25 protein-coding genes and 2 pseudogenes are annotated in these 25,469 nt (G+C 42.4%); 16 read left to right on the top strand and 11 right to left on the bottom strand.

Going from position 1 to position 25,469, the window contains the following annotated elements:
• Positions 1-639 precede the first annotated feature (639 nt).
• Together ACFFAP_RS12870 and ACFFAP_RS12865 are read left to right on the top strand one after the other, a co-directional pair.
• The gene (locus ACFFAP_RS12870) at positions 640-1,185 is read left to right on the top strand and encodes a dual specificity protein phosphatase family protein (protein WP_375511584.1); all 546 of its coding nucleotides are present in this window, start codon (positions 640-642) and stop codon (positions 1,183-1,185) included.
• A gap of 46 nt (positions 1,186-1,231) precedes the next feature.
• Complete coding sequence (locus ACFFAP_RS12865; RefSeq protein ID WP_375511583.1) at positions 1,232-1,936, top strand: SAM-dependent methyltransferase; 705 nt, start codon at positions 1,232-1,234, stop codon at positions 1,934-1,936.
• Positions 1,937-2,002: 66 nt separating this feature from the next.
• Here ACFFAP_RS12865 and ACFFAP_RS12860 read toward each other — a convergent pair whose 3' ends face one another.
• From ACFFAP_RS12860 to ACFFAP_RS12845, 4 genes are all read right to left on the bottom strand, one after another.
• Complete coding sequence (locus ACFFAP_RS12860) at positions 2,003-2,263, bottom strand: AbrB/MazE/SpoVT family DNA-binding domain-containing protein (protein WP_375511582.1); 261 nt, start codon at positions 2,261-2,263, stop codon at positions 2,003-2,005.
• Complete coding sequence (locus tag ACFFAP_RS12855; protein ID WP_375511581.1) at positions 2,247-2,474, bottom strand: hypothetical protein; 228 nt, start codon at positions 2,472-2,474, stop codon at positions 2,247-2,249. The genes ACFFAP_RS12860 and ACFFAP_RS12855 overlap by 17 nt, the downstream gene beginning before the upstream one ends.
• On the bottom strand, positions 2,471-2,725 hold the full coding sequence (locus ACFFAP_RS12850; protein WP_375511580.1) for a hypothetical protein: 255 nt from the start codon (positions 2,723-2,725) through the stop codon (positions 2,471-2,473). The genes ACFFAP_RS12855 and ACFFAP_RS12850 overlap by 4 nt, the downstream gene beginning before the upstream one ends.
• 329 nt (positions 2,726-3,054) lie before the next feature.
• Positions 3,055-3,615, bottom strand: coding sequence for a hypothetical protein (locus ACFFAP_RS12845; RefSeq protein WP_375511579.1), 561 nt, complete (start codon positions 3,613-3,615; stop codon positions 3,055-3,057).
• Positions 3,616-3,777: 162 nt separating this feature from the next.
• Between ACFFAP_RS12845 and ACFFAP_RS12840 the strand changes: the two genes are divergently transcribed.
• The gene (locus ACFFAP_RS12840; RefSeq protein ID WP_196521128.1) at positions 3,778-4,023 is read left to right on the top strand and encodes a UPF0175 family protein; all 246 of its coding nucleotides are present in this window, start codon (positions 3,778-3,780) and stop codon (positions 4,021-4,023) included.
• Positions 4,020-4,508 carry a DUF3368 domain-containing protein gene (locus ACFFAP_RS12835; RefSeq protein WP_375511578.1) on the top strand — a complete coding sequence of 163 codons (489 nt, stop codon included), beginning with the start codon at positions 4,020-4,022 and terminating at the stop codon, positions 4,506-4,508. The genes ACFFAP_RS12840 and ACFFAP_RS12835 overlap by 4 nt, the downstream gene beginning before the upstream one ends.
• A gap of 40 nt (positions 4,509-4,548) precedes the next feature.
• Here ACFFAP_RS12835 and ACFFAP_RS12830 read toward each other — a convergent pair.
• Both ACFFAP_RS12830 and ACFFAP_RS12825 read right to left on the bottom strand, forming a co-directional pair.
• Positions 4,549-4,743, bottom strand: a pseudogene (locus ACFFAP_RS12830) (DUF6887 family protein); the annotation flags it as partial.
• A gap of 46 nt (positions 4,744-4,789) precedes the next feature.
• Positions 4,790-4,939: a DUF6888 family protein gene (locus tag ACFFAP_RS12825; protein ID WP_375511592.1), complete on the bottom strand. Its 150-nt coding sequence runs from the start codon at positions 4,937-4,939 to the stop codon at positions 4,790-4,792.
• A gap of 244 nt (positions 4,940-5,183) precedes the next feature.
• Here ACFFAP_RS12825 and ACFFAP_RS12820 point away from each other — a divergent pair, with 244 nt between their 5' ends.
• The 7 genes from ACFFAP_RS12820 to efeB all read left to right on the top strand — a co-directional run bounded on the left by ACFFAP_RS12820 (position 5,184) and on the right by efeB (position 12,560).
• On the top strand, positions 5,184-6,035 hold the full coding sequence (locus tag ACFFAP_RS12820; RefSeq protein WP_375511577.1) for an ABC transporter ATP-binding protein: 852 nt from the start codon (positions 5,184-5,186) through the stop codon (positions 6,033-6,035).
• Positions 5,992-6,846, top strand: a complete 855-nt coding sequence (locus tag ACFFAP_RS12815; protein ID WP_375511576.1) for an ABC transporter permease — start codon at positions 5,992-5,994, stop codon at positions 6,844-6,846. The genes ACFFAP_RS12820 and ACFFAP_RS12815 overlap by 44 nt, the downstream gene beginning before the upstream one ends.
• Positions 6,847-6,978: 132 nt before the next feature.
• Complete coding sequence (locus ACFFAP_RS12810; protein ID WP_375511575.1) at positions 6,979-7,452, top strand: MarR family winged helix-turn-helix transcriptional regulator; 474 nt, start codon at positions 6,979-6,981, stop codon at positions 7,450-7,452.
• Positions 7,418-8,686 carry an MFS transporter gene (locus ACFFAP_RS12805; protein ID WP_375511574.1) on the top strand — a complete coding sequence of 423 codons (1,269 nt, stop codon included), beginning with the start codon at positions 7,418-7,420 and terminating at the stop codon, positions 8,684-8,686. The genes ACFFAP_RS12810 and ACFFAP_RS12805 overlap by 35 nt, the downstream gene beginning before the upstream one ends.
• A gap of 511 nt (positions 8,687-9,197) precedes the next feature.
• Complete coding sequence (gene efeU / locus ACFFAP_RS12800; RefSeq protein ID WP_375511573.1) at positions 9,198-10,037, top strand: iron uptake transporter permease EfeU; 840 nt, start codon at positions 9,198-9,200, stop codon at positions 10,035-10,037.
• A 31-nt stretch (positions 10,038-10,068) separates the two neighbouring features.
• Entirely contained in the window at positions 10,069-11,262 is a 1,194-nt protein-coding gene (gene efeO / locus ACFFAP_RS12795; RefSeq protein ID WP_375511572.1) for an iron uptake system protein EfeO, read from the top strand.
• A 29-nt stretch (positions 11,263-11,291) separates the two neighbouring features.
• The gene (gene efeB / locus ACFFAP_RS12790) at positions 11,292-12,560 is read left to right on the top strand and encodes an iron uptake transporter deferrochelatase/peroxidase subunit (protein WP_375511571.1); all 1,269 of its coding nucleotides are present in this window, start codon (positions 11,292-11,294) and stop codon (positions 12,558-12,560) included.
• Between the two features lie 8 nt (positions 12,561-12,568).
• On the opposite strand, the gene recN is transcribed toward efeB, so the two are convergent.
• Positions 12,569-14,317, bottom strand: a complete 1,749-nt coding sequence (gene recN, locus ACFFAP_RS12785; RefSeq protein ID WP_375511591.1) for a DNA repair protein RecN — start codon at positions 14,315-14,317, stop codon at positions 12,569-12,571.
• 297 nt (positions 14,318-14,614) lie between these two features.
• Here recN and ACFFAP_RS12780 point away from each other — a divergent pair, with 297 nt between their 5' ends.
• Complete coding sequence (locus tag ACFFAP_RS12780) at positions 14,615-16,603, top strand: ABC1 kinase family protein (protein ID WP_375511570.1); 1,989 nt, start codon at positions 14,615-14,617, stop codon at positions 16,601-16,603.
• A 288-nt stretch (positions 16,604-16,891) separates the two neighbouring features.
• Here the strand turns inward: ACFFAP_RS12780 and cysC are convergent, their stop codons facing one another.
• Positions 16,892-17,440 carry an adenylyl-sulfate kinase gene (gene cysC / locus ACFFAP_RS12775; protein WP_375511569.1) on the bottom strand — a complete coding sequence of 183 codons (549 nt, stop codon included), beginning with the start codon at positions 17,438-17,440 and terminating at the stop codon, positions 16,892-16,894.
• Positions 17,441-17,802: 362 nt separating this feature from the next.
• On the opposite strand from cysC, the gene ACFFAP_RS12770 reads away from it, so the two are divergent.
• The gene (locus ACFFAP_RS12770) at positions 17,803-18,078 is read left to right on the top strand and encodes a hypothetical protein (protein ID WP_375511590.1); all 276 of its coding nucleotides are present in this window, start codon (positions 17,803-17,805) and stop codon (positions 18,076-18,078) included.
• On the opposite strand, the gene ACFFAP_RS12765 is transcribed toward ACFFAP_RS12770, so the two are convergent.
• Both ACFFAP_RS12765 and ACFFAP_RS12760 read right to left on the bottom strand, forming a co-directional pair.
• Positions 18,038-18,472: a hypothetical protein gene (locus ACFFAP_RS12765; protein ID WP_375511568.1), complete on the bottom strand. Its 435-nt coding sequence runs from the start codon at positions 18,470-18,472 to the stop codon at positions 18,038-18,040. The two genes, ACFFAP_RS12770 and ACFFAP_RS12765, sit on opposite strands and share 41 nt — an antisense overlap.
• Before the next feature lie 168 nt (positions 18,473-18,640).
• On the bottom strand, positions 18,641-21,625 hold the full coding sequence (locus ACFFAP_RS12760; RefSeq protein ID WP_375511567.1) for a valine--tRNA ligase: 2,985 nt from the start codon (positions 21,623-21,625) through the stop codon (positions 18,641-18,643).
• Positions 21,626-21,744: 119 nt separating this feature from the next.
• Here ACFFAP_RS12760 and ACFFAP_RS12755 point away from each other — a divergent pair, with 119 nt between their 5' ends.
• The 3 genes and pseudogenes from ACFFAP_RS12755 to ACFFAP_RS12745 all read left to right on the top strand — a co-directional run bounded on the left by ACFFAP_RS12755 (position 21,745) and on the right by ACFFAP_RS12745 (position 24,417).
• Positions 21,745-22,134 carry a GxxExxY protein gene (locus ACFFAP_RS12755; protein ID WP_375511566.1) on the top strand — a complete coding sequence of 130 codons (390 nt, stop codon included), beginning with the start codon at positions 21,745-21,747 and terminating at the stop codon, positions 22,132-22,134.
• 46 nt (positions 22,135-22,180) lie between these two features.
• Positions 22,181-23,445: pseudogene (locus ACFFAP_RS12750) on the top strand (MFS transporter).
• A gap of 15 nt (positions 23,446-23,460) precedes the next feature.
• Positions 23,461-24,417 (top strand): N-acetylglucosamine kinase, encoded by a 957-nt coding sequence (locus tag ACFFAP_RS12745; protein ID WP_375511565.1) that lies wholly within the window; start codon positions 23,461-23,463, stop codon positions 24,415-24,417.
• Between the two features lie 26 nt (positions 24,418-24,443).
• On the opposite strand, the gene ACFFAP_RS12740 is transcribed toward ACFFAP_RS12745, so the two are convergent.
• On the bottom strand, positions 24,444-25,184 hold the full coding sequence (locus ACFFAP_RS12740; protein ID WP_375511564.1) for a dienelactone hydrolase family protein: 741 nt from the start codon (positions 25,182-25,184) through the stop codon (positions 24,444-24,446).
• Positions 25,185-25,469: the final 285 nt, after the last annotated feature.

Here is a 25,469-nt window from a genome sequence, read left to right as displayed (position 1 = left end):
TTGAAAAAGGTCTTCAACTCTCTGTTCACTTAGCTCTAGATAACGTTGTTCGCTGTCAATCAAAACACATTTCATTTTTACTCCTTTAGCCCCGCATCAGTCATCTGTATAGTTATTACATATATATATACATGATCAAGCATCAGTACCTAAATTCAGGAGTGTGTCATGGAAAATAGTACGATGAGGCTTCCTCATACCATGTTTAATTGATGTCTCCACAAGGAAAAATACAGCATATTTAAAGTTGGCTGTTGTATGCAAGCTAAGTCTATAAGCCATAAATAAAGCGTGTTTTACTTCGGAATTAACCAATTACGACTCCTGAATTATGCTGTATGGCTTATACTCATATAAAGTTTAGCTAATATTGAATTAGTGAAGCATAATGTGCATTTTAAATAATTATGAATTAGGTTAGTGCAGCGTCTTATAGAGAGCGTCATTACGAATTACGAATTATTTAAAACTTTCTGTAATGTGTAGAGATAAAATAGTTATTTGTCACCTTTACCTCATAATGATATGAAATTACTATAAACATTTTGCACTCAATGTCTTATTGGCTATTAATCAAAAGCTAACTATTTTCTGCTTGCAAAAAGCAACTTCCAAAATTCAGAAGTTAGACAGTTAAAGATGTATAAGTTTGCCCCGGCTTGGGAGAATGAGCAAATAGTCTTTGGTGCTGCACGTCCTGGATACACTAACAATAAGGTTCAGGATTGGATAGAATTCATGAAATGTCAAGATATCAAGCGAGTTTGCTGCCTTCTTCATGAGCAACAGCTAGCTTGTTACTCTGAACTTCTAAATACCTACAAACAGGAATTTGGTAATCAACTAGTTTCTTGGGCGCCAGTTGCAGATTTCCATCTATGTGATTTAGAAACCCTCACACAGAAAATACTTCCTTTCTTAATAGAAGCAGATAAACAAAATGAGAAAGTCGTTGTACATTGCTCTGGTGGAATTGGACGTACTGGACATGTGTTAGCAGCATGGCTAGTTAGTGTCCAAGGATTATCAAATAAAGTTGCGATCGCTGCTGTCAAAAAAACAGGTAGAAATCCTTATGAGGCTGGGTTAGCTGCTGTGTTTAGAGGTAGAAATCCCTTAGAAGTTGTAAGAGAACTTGACGTGCTTCTGAATGAATGCCGTCTCGCAGTGCATAAAACATTTTGAGTTTGCTATTCTTCTGTTTAATTAGTCTATTGACGAGGTAAATTCTATGGCAATGGTTCTAGATAAAGTAGTTCCTTTTGGAAGGTCAATGGATGAATATATAAAAATATTCAATTTAAAAAATGTAGATTTAAATAAAAGAATTATTGGGATTGGGGATGGCCCGGCAAGCTTTAATGCAGAAATGACACATCAGGGTAAAAATGTAGTTTCTGTTGATCCACTTTACCAATTTTCCGGTGATGAAATATTGCAAAGATTTAATCAAGTGGTAGATAACATCATTAATCAAGTTAAGGCTACATCCAATGATTGGGTATGGAGCTATCATAAATCTCCAGATGATTTGCGACACAATCGAGTGAAAGTTATTCGAGAATTTCTGTCTGATTATGAAACTGGCAAAAAGACCAACAGATACACAGTCGGTGAATTGCCAAAATTGGCATTTAATAATCAAGAATTTGATATAGCTCTTTGTTCACATTTATTATTTTTATATTCAGACCATCTCGATTACAATTTTCACCTAGATTCTATAGGTGAGATGCTGCGTATTGCTAAAGAAGTCAGAATATTTCCTCTTATAACTTTAATGTGGAAAAATTCACAACATTTAGATGAAATCGTAAAGTATTACACTTCAATGGGTTATAAAATAAATATTGAAAAGGTTGAATACGAACTACAGCCTGGTGGAAATAAAATGTTGAAGATAACCAGAGATGTTAATGTAATTCGTAATTCGTAATGACGCTCTGAATCTCACTGCCAATCGTCGGGTCAAGGTTAACCAAAAACACATCAAATCGATTGACTACCACTCCCACTTTAGATGCTCGCACTCTGTAGTTACGGCATCATCGAGCAGTGCATCGTCGTGTTGCTTCGCCATTGTTGCAAATGCTTCCTCCCACCCCTGACGCGATTGAGAGGCAGCACGGACAATTAGGTGACAGTCTTGAATTTCAATTTCCACCTCTTCACCAATACCACTTTGTTCCAGCAGAAGTTTAGGAATGCGGATAGCTTGAGAGTTCCCAATTTTAACAATACGGGTTCTAATTGCTGTCCTCATGAGGATACTTGTCCTTAAATGTAATGCTAAAATAATCATTTTCTCTAGCTAAAGAACATCGGCTTGGCATTTGTGATAAAGACTCAATTACTTGGAGTAATCCTGCATACCACTGACTTGCTCTTTCAAGAGAAGTAAGTTGAGACAACTGCAAAAATGCGCTGTCTGCTTCTGCTTGAGCAACACTAGAGATATCAATGCAGTATTTCATGAATCGGCTGGCAGATTATACTTGCGACGCTGCTCGTCAGCAAAATCATCAAATGAACGGAATCTACCCGCTTCAAAGTCTTCTAATCCTTGCTGAATACCCTTAATAGCTGCTTCTGAGTCTTGCACCTCCCACTCTAGGACAGCCTCTAGTAATTGCGCTGCAACGAAACTAACATCTTGTCCTTGCTGTGCAGCTTTCTCGCGTAGTCGTAGTTCTAATTCTGGGCTAAGGGAAACAACGATCGCCATAATCGGATATTTTGTGGAAGGTTTATAGATATGATTTTATTTCAGAATATCTGATAAAGCTGCGTAGGCGTAGCCAGCCGTAGGCATCGTGGGCACAACAACTTATGCTGTCACACTGAGCAACGAGTATCTGAAGTATATTGAAAATATCTTTTCAGTTCAAGCATAAATATTTAAGTCTTGATTAAATACAGGGAAGATCGCTCTTTACTATATATATTAATCTATTAAAAAATCGCCTTACTGAAAACTAACTGATATTGCGTTCACTAGCTTTCGTTTGTTCACTCCAACGCAGCATAACACTGCATTGGATAACTAAGTTAAGGCTATTTCCCTTTACCGCCGCCGAATAGTTTGTATATTCCGTATCCAATAGCTGCCGCAGCAGCAACAGGTGCAGTAGCAACTATCGCAGTACCAGCGATCGCACCTCCCCCAACAACACCACCGATACCTGCAAGGGTACTCATAATTGCAGCACCAGAAGCACCAGCACCAGCCACACCAGCAGCAGCCCCAATATTTGTAGCTGTTCTTGCAGCTGCACGAGCTTCACGTTCTTCTTCAGACAAATCCGCTTGGTCTTTGAACAAAGTTTCATTCATTATTTTTGCCCCAGCATAAGCTGGCCCTGCTGCCAATACAGCAGGAGCAGCCGCCATACCACCACCAACCACACCACCAGCCGCAGCTAGACCCGAAGTAATTCCTGCTCCTGAAGTTGCTGCAACAGATAACCCTGTAGCAGCACTGACAGCAGCGCCTACCGCAGCACCACTCTCTGCAACCTTTCGTACTGTCTTGAAATCTTTAATGCCTAAAGTTGTTTCTACAGCAGTTTCTACACCTTTTTCAACGGCTTTATTGGTAATATCTTCAAAATTCATAAATCAATTTCTCCTAATCTAGTATATGATACTTTACTACTAGAGCATAATTATTACCAAATTAGTAACAGTATTAACACTGGTGGCATTTCGCTGCATAGCAAATCAGCAACCAAGAGTTTGCAGCTGCTTAGAATAGTAGTGATAGAGAGGATTATAATTATGAGCGTCGTCATTCCTAATGAAATATTAACCGCAACTCGGATGACTGAAGGCGAAATGAAGCAGGAAATTGCAGTGATGCTCTTTCAAAAAGAAAAGTTAACCCTTGCTCAAGCCAGTCGGTTTGCAGGCATGAATCGTATAGCATTTCAGCATCTACTCGCAAGTCGTCAAATTTCAGTGCATTATGGGGTCGAGGATTTTGAACAAGATATAAAGAACTTGCGGGCGATGGGTAGACTGTGATCGTTGTCAGTGATACTTCGCCCATCAATAACCTCGCCGCTATTAACCATCTTCATTTACTACAACAGCTTTATGGAACAGTCCTAATTCCTGAAGCTGTCTACCGAGAACTGACTGATCCCAACTTTCAGGTTGCAGGTGCAATTGAAGTCCAAACTTTTATCTGGATTCAAACTCGTCCAGTTCAAGATCGTATACTGGTTGAAGCACTCAGCAATGAATTGGATATTGGTGAAGCTGAAGCGATCGCTCTAGCGCTGGAAATGAAAGCAGATCAAGTTTTGATTGATGAACGTCGTGGTCGCATAGTTGCAGCTAGGCTGAATCTTGGTTACACAGGGATTTTAGGAATCTTGGTTGAAGCTAAAAGTCAAAGGCTGATTTCTGCTGTGAAACCTTTGTTAGATGCTCTGATTAACCAAGCAGGATTCTGGATAGCGGAACCTTTATACAAGAGGGTTTTGCAGCTTGTTGATGAAAATTAATTTTTGGTACTCTACAATAGACGCAAATCAATTTCACAGATCAATCTTGGTCTTTCGGCTCCAATGCTGTGTTACACGGCTGGTTACTACCGTTGCTTGAGGCTTCTAACTTTTGACGAATAGCTACCTGAACCTTTTCATTAAAATCAGGGTCGTTGAGAGATGCAATAATTCTGAGTGGACGTTGGTTAATTCTGTTTAAGTACGCCTGAAATGCAACTTCATCTTTACGATGTTTGAGAAAATACTATCTCAACTCGGCATTAGACATTGCATCATAGTTAACGCGGCTTATTAGCAAACTCTCCATTGGGTAGAATTTGAAACTCCAGTTCTTCGCTATAGCCAGCTAATAAATACACATTGCGAGTGCGATTATCAACACAAACAATATGTATCGGCTGCATAACATACGTAAGTTGATAGGTGATGCGGTATAGACTTTCTAGCTAGACAGCAGTAGGCATTCTGAACATTTCTTCACCTATTAGGTATCTTAGCAAGTCTTTGCGCTTAATTTGTCAGTGATACTTTGCCCATTAATAACCTCGCCGCCACTCTACTAAGTTTCTTTTTACTCTGATTCAAATTAATGCCAGAAGTCTATTGACTTCAAACAAATACATTGAGAGACTAATAGTTAGTTTATCTAAATAATTCTGGTGCATCAAACTTGTGACAATACTGACGGGAAAAATAAATCGATCGCAACCTCCTAGCGAACCAAAACCGTTGATTTTGGAAACTCAGGGACTCACACGCCGTTTTGGGAAGTTAACCGCAGTTAATAACCTGAACATATCCGTGGAACAGGGCGAAGTGTTTGGACTGCTCGGGCCCAATGGCGCAGGGAAAAGTACAGTTATTAAAATGTTGACAACCTTACTGCCTATCAGTGCAGGGAAAGCAACCTTAGCTGGCTATGATGTGGCTCGTGAATCTAATCCTGTAAGACGGGCTATCGGCTATGTACCTCAAGCGCTCTCTGCTGATGGTAGCCTCACGGGTTATGAAAATCTCTTAATCTTCGCCAAACTGTATGGAATACCTGCCAAAGGACGCGATCGCCGCATCTATGAGATTCTAGAGTACATGGGTTTGCAAGATGCGGCGAAACGCTTGGTACGTAACTACTCTGGTGGGATGATTCGCAAGCTGGAAATTGGCATATCAGTTCTACATCAACCGCAAATTCTGTTTCTTGATGAGCCGACTGTCGGACTAGATCCCATTGCTCGAACTCAAGTATGGCAGCTTGTACTACAACTCTGTGCTGATTACGGCACAACTATATTTTTAACAACCCACTTTTTAGAAGAAGCAGACAGCTTATGCAACCGAGTGGCGATTATGCAGCAAGGTGAAGTCGTTACTACAGGTTCACCGAGTGACTTAAAAGCTTCTTTAGCTAAAGCGAACGCAACTTTGGATGATGTCTTTATTCACTATACAGGCGACCAGTTAACATCAGGAGTGAACTACCGTGACACAGCAAGAACCAGACGTACTGCTCAACGGTTGGGTTAAAGCACCACCTACTATCGGAGTAAATTTGATCTCTGCAATTAAAGAGCTAGTTACGAAAACCCTGGCGATCGCAGAATTGGAAATACGTAAACTCCGCCACGATCCCACTGATTTAGTAGTTAGATCAGTGCAACCGTCATTATGGTTGCTGATTTTTGGGCAAGTGTTCTCCAAACTTCGGGAAATTCCGACAGGGAACTTACCATATTTAGACTTCATGGCTGCTGGCATTCTCGCTCAAAGCGTTTTGAATGTGGCCATTTTCACCGGTGGAATGACACTAATTTGGGAGCGAGATCTAGGGATTGTACATAAATTCCTTGCTAGTCCAACACCCCGTTTAGCAATGGTCTTGGGCAAAGCTCTAGCATGTGGGGTACGGTGCTTATCACAGGTAGCAGTAATTTATGTATTGTCTTTTGTCTTACGTGTAAAATTAAATCTCCATCCTCTAGCTTTTGGGCAAGTGCTACTGATAGTGATGCTGGGGGGGGCTTGCTTTTGTCTTTTTTCATTAATTATTGGCTGTTTGGCAAAAACCAGAGAGCGGATGACAGGAATTGGACAAATGTTAACCATGCCGTTATTTTTTGCCAGCAATGCTATTTATCCGATCTCAATGATGCCCGACTGGTTAAAATTTATTTCCCACTTAAATCCCTTAACTTATGAGGTTGACGCCTTACGCAGCACAATGCTAGTGGATGGAATCAGCGTCTATGGCTTTGGTTGGGATTTGGCAATTCTCTTATTAACAGTAACAGTCTTGGCGATCATTGGTGGACGACTTTATCCACGCGTAGCAATGTAATCCGTAATGGAACTAGCATCTATGGCTTTGGTCTGGATTGTACAATTCTCTTATTAACACTAATAATCTTAGCCATCATTGGTGGAAAACTTTATCCACGGGTGGCAATGTAATCAGGAGAACAACAAGCCCATGACCTTGGATAAACCTATTAAAGGTGCAATTTCCGAAGAATGTGCCGCTAGAGTAATGGACACAGTTCCATTAGTGATGCGGTTTATCCGAGCGGATATGCGTGCTCACAGCGCTGCTTTTTTATCTATACCTCAGTTGCGATCGCTAGCATTTATTAACCGCAATCCTGGTGCTTCATTATCTGACCTAGCAGAGCATTTAGGTGTCACCTCTGCCACGGCATCAGCAACCATAGAACGCTTGGTACAACGCGACTTCGTGAAACGGATTGCTCATCCTCAAGAGCGGCGGCGGGTGCTACTCAATTTAACTGAAGATGGAAAGCATCATCTCAAGCAATCCCAAGATCAAACTCGCGCTCATATTACCGACTTGCTGAAAGGTCTTACAGAAGAACAAATTTCTAACATTGAAGAAGGCTTAACTCTACTAAAAAATGTCTTCGAGAAAACAGAACTCAAAGCCCCATAACTCTGAAGTTGCACAGCACGATCCCTTTGCAGCCTTTAAGTTTCGAGACTATCGGCTATTTACCATTGGAAGGCTGGTACTGTCCGTGGGGTCGCAAATGCAAACTGTAGCTATCGGCTGGGAACTCTATGAACGGACTAACTCAGCGATAATTCTAGGTGGTGTAGGACTGGCGCAAGTATTGCCAATGATTGCTCTCACCTTGATTACCGGACATGTGGCCGATCGCCGCGATCGCAAACTCATCATGTTACTGTCAGTGATGCTGCTAGCTCTCTGTTCGCTAACTTTGGCAGTGCTTTCTTATACTAAAGGTGCAATTTTTCTAATTTACGCCTGCTTGGTATTAACAGGTGTCGCTAGAGCATTCCTCAGACCAGCGAGTGATGCTCTGATGTGGCAGTTGATACCTGTGAGTGCGTTTACCAATGCAGCAACTTGGAATAGTAGTAGCTTTCAGTTAGCCGCAGTTATCGGCCCAGCCTTCGGAGGATTTGGGATTGCACTGTTGGGAAGTGCTACAGGAGTGTATATAGCAGCAGCGATCGCCGCGTTGCTGTGTTTGATTTTAACAGTACCGATTAAAGAGCAAAAAACTATCCGCACAACTGAGCCAATCTCACTCAAAGCTCTTGCAGCTGGTGCTAAATTTGTCTGGCAGAATCAGTTGATTTTAGCAGCGATTACATTGGATATGTTTGCTGTATTGTTGGGTGGTGCGATCGCGCTCCTGCCGATTTTTGCCAAAGATATTTTACATGTGGGGCCAGTGGAATTAGGATATTTACAAGCAGCCCACTCCATCGGTGCTTTGACTATGGCCATTACCCTGGCGTATTTACCACCGTTACGTAAAGCCGGCCCAGCCTTATTGTGGTCAGTAGTTGGCTTTGGGGTTGTAACAATTATCTTTGGACTTTCTCATTCCTTTTGGCTGTCTATGTTAATGCTGATCCTTGGTGGCGCATTAGATAGTATTAGCGTTGTGATTCGCCATACATTAGTTCAAATCAGAACACCGGATCATTTGCGTGGTCGGGTTGCTGCTATTAATAGCGTATTTATTAGTGCCTCGAATGAATTAGGGGGCTTTGAATCAGGCTTAACTGCTGCTTTATTTGGCCCGGTCATTTCCGTTGTGGGTGGTGGAATTGGCACAATTGTAGTAGTGATTGCTACAGCTATGATTTGGCCGGAAATTCGCAAGTTAGGGGCTTTGCAAGAGTATAAATAGAAGTACTTGTATATTAGACATCAGATAATAAAAATCCCACTTCAGTAAGAGATAACAATCACAATCTTGTAGCTTTTATATCGGTGGGATTTCTGTTTATCGAAAGTTGCACATCGCGTAATCAAAAAGTAAACAAAAAAGAACACTACTGTCACTAAATCGAAAAGTTTTACAAGAGTCTTACCAACCATTTACTCCATTTATTTTAGTTAGAGAAGATCATTTACTGAAATCTATATGGCTATTATTGTTACTCAAACTCAACTTCAAGAGTTGCATCCAGGCGATCGCATCACATATTACACTGTCGATTGGGATATAGAAGATTCTGACTAGCGACAAAATAGACTGGAAACAACTCCTAGCAATGCGTTGCAGGAGTTCTTTTATCCGAAAATTTATTTTTCCAGGATTTTAGAGATTTTTTTACTTGCAGTTATATACAAATGTTCTCAAGTAAGTTATCATTCTCATGATGATTTGATAGTAATTATAATTAATAAGTTTATTCATGCTTTTTCCCTTTTTGATCATGTTCCGAGAGGGCGTTGAAGCTGCGCTTGTCGTGGGTATCATTGCCAGTTATCTCAAGCAAACTGGTCGTACCCATTTGATGAAGTCAGTCTGGATCGGAATTGTACTAGCGACTTTTGTATGTCTAGCAGCGGCGATCTTCTTGCAAATAACCAGTCAAGATTTTCCCCAACAAGAACAGGAATTATTTGCAGCTGTAATTTCCATCGTGGCGGTTGGGGTTCTCACCTGGATGGTTTTCTGGATGCGCCGTGCTGCTCGTTCGATTAAAGGTGAGTTACAGTCCCAAGTTGAAGCTGCCATTCAATCGGGTGATAAGGGAGGCATAGCACTAGTGGGGATGGCATTCTTTGCAGTACTGCGGGAAGGTCTGGAAACAGTAGTGTTTCTGCTGGCCACGTTTCAGCAAAATTTGGGAATTCAAGCTCCTGTGGGGGCATTGTTTGGATATGCAGCCGCAGTAGCCGTCGGTGTAGGCATCTATCAGGGTGGTATCCGCATCAACTTGAGGCGATTTTTTAAATGGACAGGAGCCTTCATTATATTAGTTGCCGCTGGACTCTTAGCCAGTGGGGTGAGAGCCTTTCATGAAGCGGGAGTGTGGAATTTACTGCAAACAGTGGTATTTGATGCTAGTGGGATAGGGATACTTTCCAATAACGGGTTTGTTGGTTCACTTTTGGCAGGATTTTTTGGCTACAACGATGCCCCTACTGTAAGTGAGGTGATCGTTTATTTTGGCTACCTAATTCCTACCATGCTGCTGTTCTTGTTAGGCGGTAACGCTGGACAGAAGACTACCGCAAGTCATTCCTAGCAACTTCAATAATTTTTAGGAAAATACAACAATGAAAAATTTTTTAAAGTACTCAACAATTATCTGTCTGATTGCCTTGACAGTAGCTGCCTGTGAATCTAATAAATCAAGTGATACTTCCGGAAGTAATTCTCCAGAAGCTAAAACTGTAGCTAACGATACCTCTGCTAACAATTCTGCTGAAACTGCTTTGACTGTGACAGATAAAGGTTGCGAACCCAATCAACTGACAGTAGCATCTGGGCAAAACAACTTTGTGGTTACTAATAAAAGCAGCCAACCTCTAGAGTGGGAAATTTTGTCTGGGGTGAAAGTCGTAGAGGAACGAGAAAATATTGCTCCTGGCTTTGTTCAGAAAGTCAAAATCAATCTAGAACCAGGTGAGTATGATATGGGTTGCGGTTTACGCAGCAATCCCAAAGGGAAACTCAGTGTAAAAGCAGGAGTTGGAGATTCTCAAGCCAAGGGGACTGTAGATCAAGGTAAATTAGTCGGTGCGATCGCAGAATACAAAGTCTACGTCACTAAAGAAACTGACCAACTAGTGGCAGACAACAAGACCTTTACGGATGCCGTAAGTGCTGGAGACCTTGCTAAAGCTACGAAACTCTATGCCCCTACTCATGCCCACTGGGAACGTGCAGAACCGATAGCTGAACTTTTCTCCGATCTTGATAAAACGATGGATTCCCGTGCTGATGACTTTGCCAAAAAAGAGGCCGATCCAGAATTCACTGGATACCATCGCATAGAGAAAGCTTTATTCCAGGACAAAACGACAAAAGGGATGAAACCTTTTGCCGAAAAGCTACAGAAAGATGGTCTGGAACTGCAAAAGCGCATTGCCTCCTTGACCATTGAACCGAAAAATATGGTTGGCGGTGCTGCTGGCTTGATTGAAGAAGTGGCTGCTACCAAAATTTCTGGGGAAGAAGACCGCTACAGCCATACTGACTTATGGGACTTCAGCGCTAATGTAGAGGGTTCCCAAAAGATTGTGGAGTTATTGCGCCCAGTTATCCAAAAAGCTAATCCAGATTTGCTGACGCGTGTAGATAGCAATTTCACCAAGGTTAACCAAAAACTTGCTAAATACAAAACCCCAGATGGTGGTTTTGCTACCTACGACAAGGTGAGTGAAGCAGACAAGAAAGACATGAAAACAGCGATCGCTGCTCTTTCTGAAGATTTATCTCAATTGCGCGGCACTCTGGGCGTTAACTAATTTATGCAGGATTCCTAGAGGAGTAAATTATGTCTATCACAAAGCAACCAAGTTTACGCATTACTCCCCGTATCAGCCGTCGTGACTTGTTAATCGGCATGGCAGCAGCAGGTGGAATAGCAGCTTTGACAACTTTGGGTTATCGTACTCTTCTAGGATCGTCTCTTGACCCATCCGAAGAGGTCGTGCCCTTCTTTGGGCTTCACCAAGCAGGTATTCTTACCCCTACTCCTGCTTCTGGTCTAATGGTCGCATTTGATACAAGTGCTGCAAATAAAGCAGATTTAGTGCGGTTGTTCAAAACTTTAACTGAGCGCATCCAGTTTCTCATGGCAGGGGGAACACCCAAGTCGCGCGACCCCAAATTTCCACCCAATGATTCGGGGATTCTTGGGCCTGTAGTGGTTCCCAATAACCTCACCATCACCCTAGCAGTGGGTGACTCGCTGTTCGATAACCGCTTTGGACTCGGCAACTTGAAACCCAAGCGGTTAGATACTATGGCCAATTTTCCTAATGACCAGCTTGACCCAGATTTATGTCATGGGGATATACTGTTGCAATTCTGTGCGAATACTGAGGAATCGAATCTCCACGCTTTACGCGACATCATTAAGAATTTGCCTGACTTGATAACTTTGCGTTGGCAAATAGCGGGATTTCTGCCGCCAAATACCCACAAAAAACAAGGCAAATCTACGGTGCGTAACCTGCTTGGTTTTAAAGATGGGACGGCAAATCTCAATGCTAGTGACGAAAAGTTGATGAACCGGATTGTCTGGGTACAGCCAAACAGTGGTGAACCAGCTTGGACAGTAGGGGGAAGCTATCAAGTGGTGCGGGTGATCCGTAACTTAGTCGAACGCTGGGATCGTACACCACTACAGGAGCAAGAGACAATTATTGGGCGAAACAAGGAAATTGGCGCACCCTTGGGGATGAAGCACGAGAAAGATATTCCCAATTATGATCAAGACCCTAAAGGTAAACAAATTCCTCTAAATGCTCATATCCGCCTTGCTAATCCACGCAAATCAGAGTCGAGTTTGATTCTGCGGCGTGGTTTCAACTATTCACGCGGGTTTGACAAATCTGGACACTTAGATATGGGGTTGTTGTTTGTCTGTTTTCAAGCTGATTTAGAGAAGGGGTTTGTGACGGTGCAAAATCGCTTGAAAGGAGAACCTTTGGAGGAGTATATTCGCCCCATTGGTGGTGGGTATTTTTTCGCTTTACCTGGTGTCAAGGCTGAAGGAAGTTATCTCGGTCAGTCATTACTAGAAGCATCATCTGTATAGATTTATCTTTAATTTTGAATTTTTTGGCGGTGGTTAGCAGCTTGTAATAATAGAGATTCGGCAAAAGCGATCGCATCACTTGCAGATTTACCACCAGCTAACTGTGCTAGTTCTTCCCGGCGAGTACTTAAATTCTCCAAGGTAGTAACTCTGACAACGGTACGCTGCTCGGCGTTGTCATTATTGACTTTTTTACCTTTACCTTGATTGATAGTTTGCTTATCTACGCGGAAATGGCGATCGGCCATTGCTGCAACTAAAGGCTGGTGGGTAACACATAATACTTGGTTGCGTTGACTTAGCTGGTGTAATTTTTCCGCGATCGCTTGGGCGACTCTTCCGGAAACGCCGACATCAATTTCATCAAATACCATTGTCCCAACCACATCAACCTGAGAAAAACAAGCTTTCAGCGCCAGTAAAAAGCGGCTCATTTCCCCGCCAGAGGCAATTTCCATTAAAGGTTGTAGTGGTTCTCCAGGGTTGGGACTAAACATAAAAGTAATTTTATCTGCTCCCATAGTAGTTGGGGGAGCAGGCACTATCTCAACCTGAAACTTTACCTTTTCCATCGCTAGGGGCTTGAGTTCAGCTATCAAACGTGATTCTAAATTAGCAGCCGCTTTACTCCGTAGTTGAGTTAACTGATTACTTGCTTGGGTGAGTTTCTCAAAACACGCCTTTTCTTGCTGTTCTAGGTTTTCGATAGATTGTTCGCTGTCGTTAAGTTGGGCTAATTCCCCTTGGATACGTTGATAATAGGCGATCGCTTCTTTTAGTGTCGGCCCATACTTACGGCAAATTTGCTTTAACTCCCGAATTCGTTCTTCCACCTCTTCCAACCGTTGCGGATCGGCTTCCAAACCATCTCCATAAGCATTAATCTGCCTTCCCACTTCCATTACCGCAGCTTGCGCGTCCCGCACCAATTCCAATAGGGGTTGCAGTTGGGTATCGTATTCCACCATGTCATTTAATGTCGCCTCACTGTCTCCCAATAAATCTGCTGCGGCTGGAGTTTCATTATCGTTTTGATACAAAGCCTGATAAACTTTGTAACTCATTTGTTGCAAATCGACGACATGATTTAGGCGTTCTTGTTCTTGTCCCAACTGTTCCAATTCATTAGGTTCGCTGAGATTGGCTGCTCCCAGTTCTTGCACTTGATAAGTGAGCAAGTCGAGTTGTTGCAACCGTTCCCGTTCTGATGTCCGGCGTTTTTCTAGTGCTAAATGCGCCTGTTGGTAAGCACTGAAATTCGTGGCGACTTTATGACGCTGCTGCATCAGAGAGTCACCCCCATATAAATCCAACCAGTCGCGGACTTGGGCAGATTGTCCCACTTGTACCGTTTGACCTTGGGCGGTGATTTCCACCAAGCGATCGCGCATTCCTCCCATAATCTGCCGATTTACCAACACGCCATTCACCCGCGATCGACTACGGACATTACTAGCAGTAACTGTGATTTCTCGGCTAATGACTACAGAATTTTCATCAAGCAAATCTATTTCTTGTTCGGTTAACCAAGCGGCCAGGGGGGCGTTTGACGTGAAAGTAGCTTCTACCATCGCCCGACTTGACCCCGTGCGAATGACTCGACTAGAGACTTTACCGCCCAAAGCGGCATCAATGGCATCCAAGATAATCGATTTTCCAGCGCCGGTTTCACCTGTTAACACATTTAGTCCCGCGCCAAATTCCAATTCCAGTTGGTCAATGAGGGCAAAGTTTTCAATTCGCAGGCAAAGCAACATCAAGCCAAATTCTCCATGAGGGCAGATGCCAGATACTTCTAACTTACAAGACAATAAGTATGGTCTTTCAGCAACTAGCAAGACCTACTACTATTGAACTAGTATGCCCGTTTAAGTGTAGCAAATCATGGGGGACTGGGGACTGGAGACTGGGGATTGGGGAGGAAAGATTATTATTTCGACTTTTGAACTCGGAACTTTGACCTTTGAACTTCCTATTCCCCAATCCCCAATCCCTAATCCTTCAACATATTGTTACAATACTTAATGTGATCGTTCTGACTGGTGGCTTTCTTCATGATTGTTAAGACACTTCCCCCTAGTTCCCGACCGATTCAGGAGGACAGTCGCAACGGCACAAATAGCCGAGGCGAACTGGACGTTATTGATGTAGTGCCAGAAGATGGTACATCAAGCTTAGTTGTGCGCTCGCCAAGGCTCTTAGCAGCCCAAAAGGTGAGGACAACAGCCCAACCTGAGACGCTTTACGATCCCGTGGGCATCGCGGCGCATTACCAAAACAGAAAAGTGCAAGTTATACGGCGGATTTTCGCTGTGTTGCGGCCAGTCCTATCCTTTGTTCTTGGGTTGTGGTCGGATAGTAAACGGGGAATTGTCGTCAAAAACGACCGCCGCCGAGCCACTCAGCTACGAGTTTTGCTGACCCAATTAGGGCCTGCTTACATCAAAATTGGACAAGCTTTATCCACCAGACCGGATCTGGTTCCTCCCGTATACCTAGAAGAATTAACTAAACTACAAGACCAATTACCGCCTTTTCCCAACGAAATTGCTTACCAGTTTATCAAAGAAGAATTAGGCGCTCCTCCAGAAGAGGTTTACGCTGAACTCTCGGCCCAGCCGATTGCTGCGGCTTCATTGGGGCAAGTGTATAAAGGTAAGCTAAAAACTGGTGAAGAAGTCGCCATTAAAGTTCAACGCCCCGACTTAAGAGAGGGGATCACCATTGACTTGTATATCTTGCGTAAGCTCGCGGCTTGGGTGCAGAAAAAGGTCAAACGGGTAAGAAGTGACTTAGTTGGGATTCTTGATGAATTAGGCGATCGCATCTTTGAAGAAATGGATTACATCCACGAGGGTGAAAATGCCGAGCGATTCTTCCAGTTATACGGTCATATAAAAGACGTATATGTACCGAAAATTTACTGGGAATATACCAATCGTCGCGTCTTGACGATGGAGTGGATTAACGGCACTAAATTAACCCAGACAGAAGAAATTAGCGCCCAAGGTATAGATGCTCGTTATCTAATTGAAGTGGGTGTGCAGTGTTCCTTGCGCCAGCTGCTAGAACATGGATTTTTCCATGCAGATCCCCACCCTGGTAATTTATTAGCGACAACCGATGGCAAATTAGCTTATCTCGACTTTGGGATGATGAGCGAGATTAAGCCACCACAGCGTTATGGTTTGATTGAAGCGATCGTTCACGTCGTCAACCGCGACTTTGAAGGATTAGCAAAAGACTACGTTAAGTTAGATTTTTTATCACCAGAAACAGATTTAACACCAATTATCCCAGCTTTTGCCAGAGTCTTTGCTGATGCCCAAGGAGCCAGCGTTGCCGAACTTAATATTAAAAGCATCACCGATGAATTATCGGCTTTGATGTATGAGTATCCTTTCCGTGTACCGCCTTACTACGCCTTAATAATTCGCTCCCTTGTAACACTCGAAGGTATTGCAATATATATAGATCCCAACTTTAAAGTTCTCAGTGAAGCTTATCCCTACGTTTCTAAACGCCTGTTAACAGATCCAGCACCGCAATTAAGAGCATCATTGCAAGATTTGCTATTTAAAGATGGTAGATTCCGTTGGAACCGCTTAGAAAACTTGTTAAAAAATGCGCGTAATAGTCAAGACTACGACTTTAATTTAGTGCTGAATCAGGGGATAGAATTTCTGGCATCTGAACGCGGTGCTTTTATTCGTGACAAGCTAGTAGATGAATCTGTTAACGGACTCGATGCTTTAGGTAAAAATCTTTTGCATAACTTCACCTATCTGCTGCGGGAACGTGTTGGGTTAACAGCAGTTAATGAAACTCCGGCGGCGACAGTTGAGCAACAACAAACCTTAGAGCATATCAAACGTATATTAGGTATTCTCCAAGAAACACGAGGCTTTGATCCAATGCAACTTGCGCCCCAAATTGCCCAGTTATTGGTAAATTCAGATGTACAGCGTTTGGGTCAACAAATTGCCAACCGCTTCACGCAAAAAGCTGTAGCCAGATTAATTAGGCAATTATTGGCATCGTAGTCAGAGTTATGAGTTAAAAACTTTCTTTAACTCATAAATAATTCATTCTAGCAACTATATAACCCAATACGCTTGGGTTAAGAAAAATAGTAGGTTGGCTTGAGCTTAAGCGTTACCCAACAAACCCTTGATAATGTTGGGTAACCTTGCCTTAAGCCGCTTTGCGTCTACGTTCCTCAAATGCCACTTGCTACCTTTCTCCTAACAAAGAACGCTGTTCGCTCTCCGGGAACGCTAAGAGTGAACAAGCAGTGGCTCCCCAACCTACGCCCGTTTTAGTTTTTAGCCTTAACCCAAGCGTATTGCTATATAACCCAACTCTTCTAGCTTTTCTAAGACCTTAGTTGCACTTTGGGAAATGCTTTCTTGATTAGTTTTGCATTCGACTTCTGGACAAAGTGGTATTTCATAAGGATCATCAATACCAGTGAAATGCTTAATCTCCCCGGATCTGGCTTTTTTATATAAACCTTTTACGTCTCGCTGTTCACAAACTTCTAATGATGCATTGACGTAAACTTCAATGAAATGTGGAATACTTTGGCGCACTTGTTCCCGAATTTCGCGGTATGGTGAAATGGCCGAAACCAATACAATTACATTATTTCTGATAAGAAGATGAGCCACAAAACCAATGCGCCGAATATTCTCTTCTCGATCCTCTTTACTGAAACCCAATCCTTTGCATAGGTTTTGACGTATCGCATCGCCATCCAGAACTTCAACTCTGTATCCCTGTATCCGCAGTTCCTTCTCCACGAATTTACAGATAGTAGTTTTCCCTGCACCACTTAAACCAGTGAACCATACTGTTACGCCATACTCTTCTTGTCTCATCCTACCTCGGTCGTATACTTGAAAAATTAACTTCAAAATGAGATTGTATAATTAATTTGATTATCAGACGGCTGACTACTGCACTATTTATATTCCCTACTATTACCAATTTGTTAGAGTTGATATTACCTCTGACAGGATTAACAATTTTATTATTATTTATAGGATTTCAATCAGATTTTCTCAAATTACATATCTTAGAAAAATCTTGGCAAGAAATTGTAAAAATTATTGTATTTTCCTTTTTTATACCAGGCTTAAATGAAGAGATAGTTTTTCGCGTTTTGTTTTTGCCTCACCCTACTGAAAACCCCTCACTCAAGATACAAATTATCTGGATGATTATCACTTGAGTCGCCTTCATCATCTATCACCCATTTCAGGGAATAACCTGGAATCCTGGTGACCGTGAAGTTTTTATAAATCCAAATTTTTTAATTCTGGCAGCTTTGTTAGGAGTTACCTGTACGATCGCTTACTTAATATCTGGCTCTATTTGGCTTTCAGTTATCATTCACTGGCTGGCTATTGTCATTTGGATAGTTTTATTAGACGGATTTGCTAAGTTTAACCCACATTTTGCACTTCATTTTGTATTTAACTTTCTTGTTGGGGATAACCATTTTTCTCGCGTTTGAGGCTTTCTTCTAAAGCTTGAATTTGTTCACGACGAGCTTCCAATTCTAAGGAACGCCGCGCTAAGTCTTGGTTTTGCAACGTCAGGGATTGTCGCCAATGTTCTGCTCGTTCGGCTTCGTGCTGCAAAAATTCCGGAGTGATGCCTATGGTGAGGTAGCTTTGTACCAAATGGAGTACCCAATTGGTGGCATCTTCTAGTCTTTCAATGTCGCCTGTAGGGGAAAGTTCTACTAAAACAAGCAAGTTTTCACTCATAATCTTTCCCTTTCCTAGCAGAATAGGAGTCTCTTCTGGAATTATTGCCCACAAATTATCAGCTTCTTGACGCGCCAACAAGCGTAACTGGTGCTGGTCTAAAAAATCGTTTTTACGCACCTGGGCTAGATATAGCATGAGGGTCGCTTCGCTCCAATTAAAAATTAAAAATTAAAAATTAAAAAATTTAATAAAATAATAAGTCCTAGAATTGATATTTGGATCTTGTTAATTGGTAATGGGTAATTAGGAATTATTGAGACTCCCATTACCCATTACAGTTATCCTAAGCCACGCAAACGATACCTACGGCAACGCCTTCAGGCGCACGCGCAAAATTTCAGCTTGCTTTTGTGCTTCTGCTAACGCATCACGCGCCCCTTGTACCACGTCAACTCTAGCTCGATCTACGAAACTAGGATTGTTTAATCTGGTACTCAGGGATTCAACTTCTGCTTCAGCTTTACTCAAGCTTTTTTCTAGCTTGGCACGTACAGCTTCAATATCTACCACACCGCTTAGAGGAATTAGCACTTGTATTGTACCAATTACACCTGCGATCGCATTTTCTGGTTCTTGTGGTTGTTCTAATTCTTTCTGCGGGAAAAAGCGTCTCCATAACCTAAGTCTTGCTTGAGCAGTGAGTAAATTTTGGCTAACAAACCACGCTGTGTAACCAAAACCAACTAGTTCAAAGAAAGTTCCGACGATGGGAGTCTCATCAATCGCATACCCCACAGCTAAACCCACTCTACCAAAGACTATCGCCACGATAATTAAGCCAATTGTCTTCAAACCCCTCTGAGGTTTTTTAGCAGCAACACTTTGGTTTTCTTGCTTGTCAGTAATGGTTAAAGTCTCAACCTTCGCCAAATCTTTAATGTAATCTTGTCCAGCAGTGAGAATTTCCCGCTCCTTCTCGCTTTCAGTTTGCAAATTCGCTGTTACTTTTACCCCTGGTTTAATATCCGCTTCAGCACGCAAATTCCGAATTGTGCGGATAGTAGCAATCAGTAATTCAAACTCTTCTTCTAAAGCTTGATCAATCAAGTTTGCATCTATCTGGGGATAGATTTGTAACGGTAAAGTTTGCGGGGAATCTGCTGATTGTTGGGTGAGAGTTTGCCAAATTTCTTCGGTAATATGAGGCATGAAGGGATGAAGCAGTTTCATAATCCCTTCCAATATGTAGCCGAGGGTTTGCTGTGCTACCCGCCGCGATGCTGGATCGGCATCTGCTTGCAATCTGGATTTCACCAGTTCAATATACTGATCGCAGAAATCACCCCAGATGAATTCGTAGAGTCCTTTTGCTGCTTCCCCTAAACCGTAATTATCGATGTAATTGCTGGTTTGTTTGACAACTTGATGATACCGCGAGATAATCCAGCGATCGCTCAATTCGGTAGCGACCGGGTTCCCCAATTGTTGCGGCGTTTGTCCATCCAAATTCATCATCACAAACCGGGCAGCATTCCACAACTTGTTTGCAAAGTTGCGCGATGCCTCCACCGATGCCGATTCATCCTTTTTGCGATCATACTCCAGCCGGATATCTTGACCCGCACCAGCCACTTCTCTAATTAGGGTATACCGCAGGGCATCAGTACCATATTTGTCAATTAATAACAATGGGTCAATGCCATTACCTTTGCTCTTTGACATCTTCTGGCCTTTTTCATCCAGCACCAAGCCGTGGATGTAAACTGTGTGGAAAGGCATTTGCTGCGTAAAATGCCCAGCCATCATTGTCATTCTGGCAACCCAGAAAAAGATGATGTCAAAGCCTGTTACCAAAGTAGTAGTAGGATAGTAAGTTGCTAAATCCTGAGTTTGTTCCGGCCAGCCCAAAGTCGAAAACGGCCAGAGTCCAGAAGAAAACCAAGTATCTAGCACATCTGGATCTTGTTCTAATTTGACATTTTCGCCAAATTGTGCCTTACCTTTCTCCCAAGCTTCAGTTTCCGATTTCGCCACCACAAACGGCGTGTTATCAGTAATTTGCCCATCCGTTTCACTGACAGCGTACCAAGCAGGAATTTGGTGTCCCCACCATAATTGGCGAGATATGCACCAATCAGTGAGTTTTACTAACCAATCACGATAGACCTTTGTCCAGCGTTGGGGGACAAACTCTGGAGAAGTTTGCTGGTCGAGAAATTCGAGAGTTTTGTCAGCTAGGGGGCGAATTTTGACAAACCATTGAGTCGAGAGGAGGGGTTCAATGGGAACTTTACCGCGATCGCTGTAGGGAACGGTATGTTTATAATCTTCTATCTTCACCAAAAAGCCATCTGCTTCTAGGCGAGAAACCACATTTTTTCTAGCAACAAAGCGGTCTTGTCCTTGAAACTCCCCGGCGTTGGCGTTGAGAGTGCCGTCTTTGTTCATAATATTAATCAACGGCAGATTATGACGCTTACCCATGTCAAAATCGTTCGGGTCATGGGCGGGAGTTATTTTCACGCAACCCGTGCCGAAAGTGGGATCAACATATTCATCGCCAATAATCGGAATTTCTCGTTGTAGAATTGGCAGAGTTAGAGTTTTGCCGATGAGATGTTTGTAGCGATCGTCATTGGGATTAACTGCTACAGCCGTATCACCCAGCATCGTTTCTGGTCGTGTTGTCGCCACCTCTACAAAACCGGAACCATCGGTGAGGGGATAGCGGAAGTGCCAGAGATTTCCATTCACCTCTTGATTTTCTACTTCCACGTCAGACACAGCCGACTGAGAAGCTGGACACCAGTTAACTAAATATTCACCACGATAAATTAAGCCTTCCTCGTAGAGGCGAGTAAACGCCTCGACAACAGCTTTAGATAAACCCTCATCCAGGGTAAACCTTTCCCGTGACCAGTCCACCGAGACACCCAAACGTCGTAGCTGATTAAGAATTGTTCCCTCTGACTCCGCCTTCCATTGCCAAGCGCGTTCTAAAAATTTCTCGCGCCCCAACTCGTAGCGAGTCTTACCCTCTGTCTTGAGTTGCTTTTCCAGCATACTATGCACAGCAATGCTGGCGTGGTCAGTTCCGGGTAGCCATAGGGTATTGCGCCCCTGCATCCGGTGGTAGCGCACAAGGGTATCAATTAAGGCACTTTCAAAAGCATGACCCATGTGTAAGCTGCCGGTGACATTCGGCGGGGGAATGACAATGCAGTAGGGTTCGCCGCCTTTGTTGGGGTCAGCTTTGTAAACTTGGTTGTCTTCCCAGAATTTTTGCCACTTGGCTTCGGTGGAAAAGGGGTCGTAGAGACTGGGGAGATTGGGAATGGTTGCGGTCATGCGGGAAAACTAGGTATGGAAGGACTCTAATAAATTTTGCCACAGGGTTGGAGAGAGGGTTTATATGGAAACGAACCGCAAAGGACGCAAAGTACACAAAGGAAGAGGAGGAAGGTAAGATGAGGCAACCAAGTGCTCAGTTAGAAAACCTAGCTTATAGAGTGATTGGGGCGGCTATTGAGGTACATCAGGTATTAGGAGCGGGGTTTTTAGAGGAGGTTTATCACAAGGCGCTGAGAGAAGAATTTCTGATTCGCGGAATACCTTATGAGTTTGAGCATCCAGTAAAAGTACACTACAAAGGTCGTTCAGTAGGCGAAGGAAAATTAGATTTTTTGGTTGGAGAGTCTCTAATTGTTGAATTGAAAGCTGTCCAAAACTTAACCCCCATTCACGAAGCCCAAGTCCTCTCCTACCTTAAAATGACTCATTACCCTCTAGCCCTTCTCATCAACTTTAACGTCCCTCTCCTCAAAGACGGCATCAAACGCATCATACTTTCTTCTTAATCTTCTTTGCGCTCTTTGCGTCCTTCGCGGTTCGTTCCCCAAATCCATGAAACACCAAACAACCTCCCCTTGGACATTCATCCCCACCCTATATTTCACCTCTGGCATACCTTACGTCATCATCAACACAGTTTCCGTAATCTTTTACAAAAAACTGGGAATAGATAACGCTCAAATTGCCCTGTGGACAAGCTTTCTCTATCTACCTTGGGTGATCAAAATGTTTTGGGGCCCAATTGTAGATATTTACTCTACCAAACGTAAATGGATAATTTACACCCAATTTGCCATGTTCTGCTGCTTGGGTTTGATAGCTATCTCCTTACAACTGCCAAATTTCTTTTTCATCTCCCTGGCAACATTAACAATAGGAGCATTTATTTCTGCAACTTATGACATTGCCACAGATGGCTTCTACCTCCTCGCCTTATCTCCAGAACAACAAGCCTTCTTTGTTGGCATTCGCTCACTGTTTTATCGAATGGCTGTTATCTTCGGTTCGGGAATATTAGTAGTCTTAGCAGGTCAGCTTGAAGTATCTCTCAATAACATTCCTTTAAGTTGGACTCTAGCTATCGGCTTCTCAGCTTTAATTTTAGCAATCCTGTTTATTTCTCATCGCCTATTTTTACCCTTACCTCAATCAGATAACAAACAACAGCTACAGGCTACAGAAAAAATACCTTTTTGGTCAATCATTAGCTCATATTTTGCTCAAGATAAAATTATAAGTATTTTAGCATTTATCTGACTTTACAGACTTGGTGAAGCAATGCTTGTCAAGATAGCCTCTTTATTTTTATTGGACAAACCAGAAGTAGGTGGTTTAGGGCTATCAACATCAGATGTTGGATTAGTCTACGGTACATTTGGGGTAATATCCCTAATCTGTGGAGGAATTTTAGGAGGCTTGCTAATTTCTAGATATGGATTAAAAAAATGTTTGTTTTCTATGGCTTTAGCATTAAATTTACCTGATATATTTTATGTATATATGGCTTACACTAAACCCTCACTAACATTAGTGTATCCCTTGGTTTCCTTAGAGCAATTTGGATATGGGTTTGGATTTACAGCTTTTAGTGTTTATTTAATGTATATTTGCCAAGGCGAATATAAAACTTCTCATTTTGCTATTTCCACTGGCATCATGGCTTTAGGAATGATGCTACCAGGTTTAATTAGTGGTTATCTGCAAAAAGCTTTTGGTTATCCATTATTTTTATCTTGGTTTGTTTGCTGACCATTCCTGGGATGATTGCTTTATTTTTTATACCTTTAAAAGAAGAACCAAAGCATCAGAATAATTAACATTATTACCGAATTATGAGTTATGTTTTGGGAATAGATGGCGGCGGTAGCAAGACTGTTTGCATACTAATGGATGATTCATGTCAAGTACTAGGTCGTGGTGAAGCAGGCCCATCTAATTATCAGAGTATAGGTATTGAAGTCACTCTACAATCTATTCAATCAGCAATTTACAATGCAGTTGAGGCAGCAATAATTACAAATACTGTGAATATTGACGCGATATGTTTGGGTTTAGCAGGTGTAGGTCGTGCAGCAGATATCGAAGTAGTAAAAGGTTTGGTTAAAGAGTTACAGAATAACAAATTACCTATTAATTGGGCATTACACTCAGCAAATATTATAATTTGTAACGATGCTTTAATTGCTTTAGTTGGTGGAATTGGTCAGCCTGTAGGAATTGTGGTTGCAGCAGGTACTGGTTCGATAGTTTTTGGTCGAAATCATCAGGGAGATACCAAGCGAGTCGGCGGCTGGGGATATATTTTAGGAGATGAAGGTAGCGCTTATAAAATTGCGATCGCAGGCATGAACGCAGCATTAAAATCTTATGATGGACGAGAGATGCCAACGATTTTGCTAGAAGGTTTCAAACAACATCTTAATTTGGAAAGTATAGAAGATTTAATAGAAGTAGTATATCGGCGAGAATGGGGAGTTAAACAGATAGCTGCTTTAGCACCAATTGTAGATTTTGCAGCAGCGTCAGGTGATATAGTAGCGAATATCATAATTGATGATGCTGTAAAAGAGTTAGTAAAAGCTACATCTACAATAATTGATGCAATTTTTACTGCCGACTCAGTTTTAGAAGTAGTCACAACGGGAAGTGTATGGCGCGGTAGATGCAAGATCCATGAAAGATTTGCAGCGTCTCTTGTTAAGAAGTTTCCTAATGTAAACGTGATTTTTCCGAGGTATGAACCTGCTTATGGTGCTGGTTTGTTAGCGTTGCAGACAACTCAAATTTGACGCGAAGAAAGCAATAATAGGAGTTTTCAGTCTGCAAATATGCGCCCTAAGAAAGTCACTATTTCAGACCAAGCTGCGGTGGTAGCACTAGAATCATAACGATAACCGTCGTCGCGCATGAATGTATGTTCTGCTTCATACAAGAAAACTTGGTGAGGTATGTTAGCATTTTCAATTGCTTTTATTATGGTTTGGCGATCGCTCTCTGGTATATGAGGGTCAAGAGTACCAAATACCATTAGCATCTCGCCTTTAATTTCACTTACTCTCTGAATTGTATCAGCTACCTCTTTACCCAGTTTACCACTGGGAATACCAGTAGGGTAACAGCAAACGGCAGCCCGAATTTCGCTTTGAAATGCTGCGCGGAAGGCTAAATGTCCACCAATACAAAAGCCGAGAGTGCCTATTTGATTTGGAGAAACCGCACTCTCTGTTTTCAGAAATTCAATCACAGCAAGGCAATCGGCATCATAATCAGCTACCGAAGTTCGACGCGCATCATCATTACCGCGCATCCTTCCCAAATCGTCTGGCTCAATTACTAAACCAACTGGCTCAATTCGGTGAAAAATTTCTGGCGCTGCTACTACATAGCCGTATCCTGCTAAGTAGTTAGCTAGACGAATCATTGGCTCACCTAACTGATAAATATCACTGTAGAAGACAATACCAGGGTATTTTCCTGCTGTTTTGGGAGCCGCAACATAAACACGCATTAAGCTGCCACCTACTCTTAACTCAACGTTGCGCTTAGTGATTTGCACTTTTTTACCTCCGTGTTCCTTTTGCTGTCATTAAAGCAGCCTCCTGCCGCCAGGCATTCATCCGCATCTACAAAATACCTGAAGTTTTTCCAGCATCAGGATAGGCTACTAACAGTTCAGTTAAGCATTTTTTCTTCTCTCTGTGTCCTCTGCGCCTCTGCGGTAGCCTGCGGCAAGCCGCTCCGCGTCTACGTTAAAAAAAACTGACTTTGACAAAGAGTTTTAGCCTTAACCCAAGCGTATTGCGTTATGGAGACGCCAAAACAACAAATGAGTACGCCAAAA

This window comes from uncultured Nostoc sp. (assembly GCF_964245575.1).
GTDB lineage: Bacteria > Cyanobacteriota > Cyanobacteriia > Cyanobacteriales > Nostocaceae > Nostoc.
This window is presented reverse-complemented; position numbering and strand designations above follow the sequence as displayed.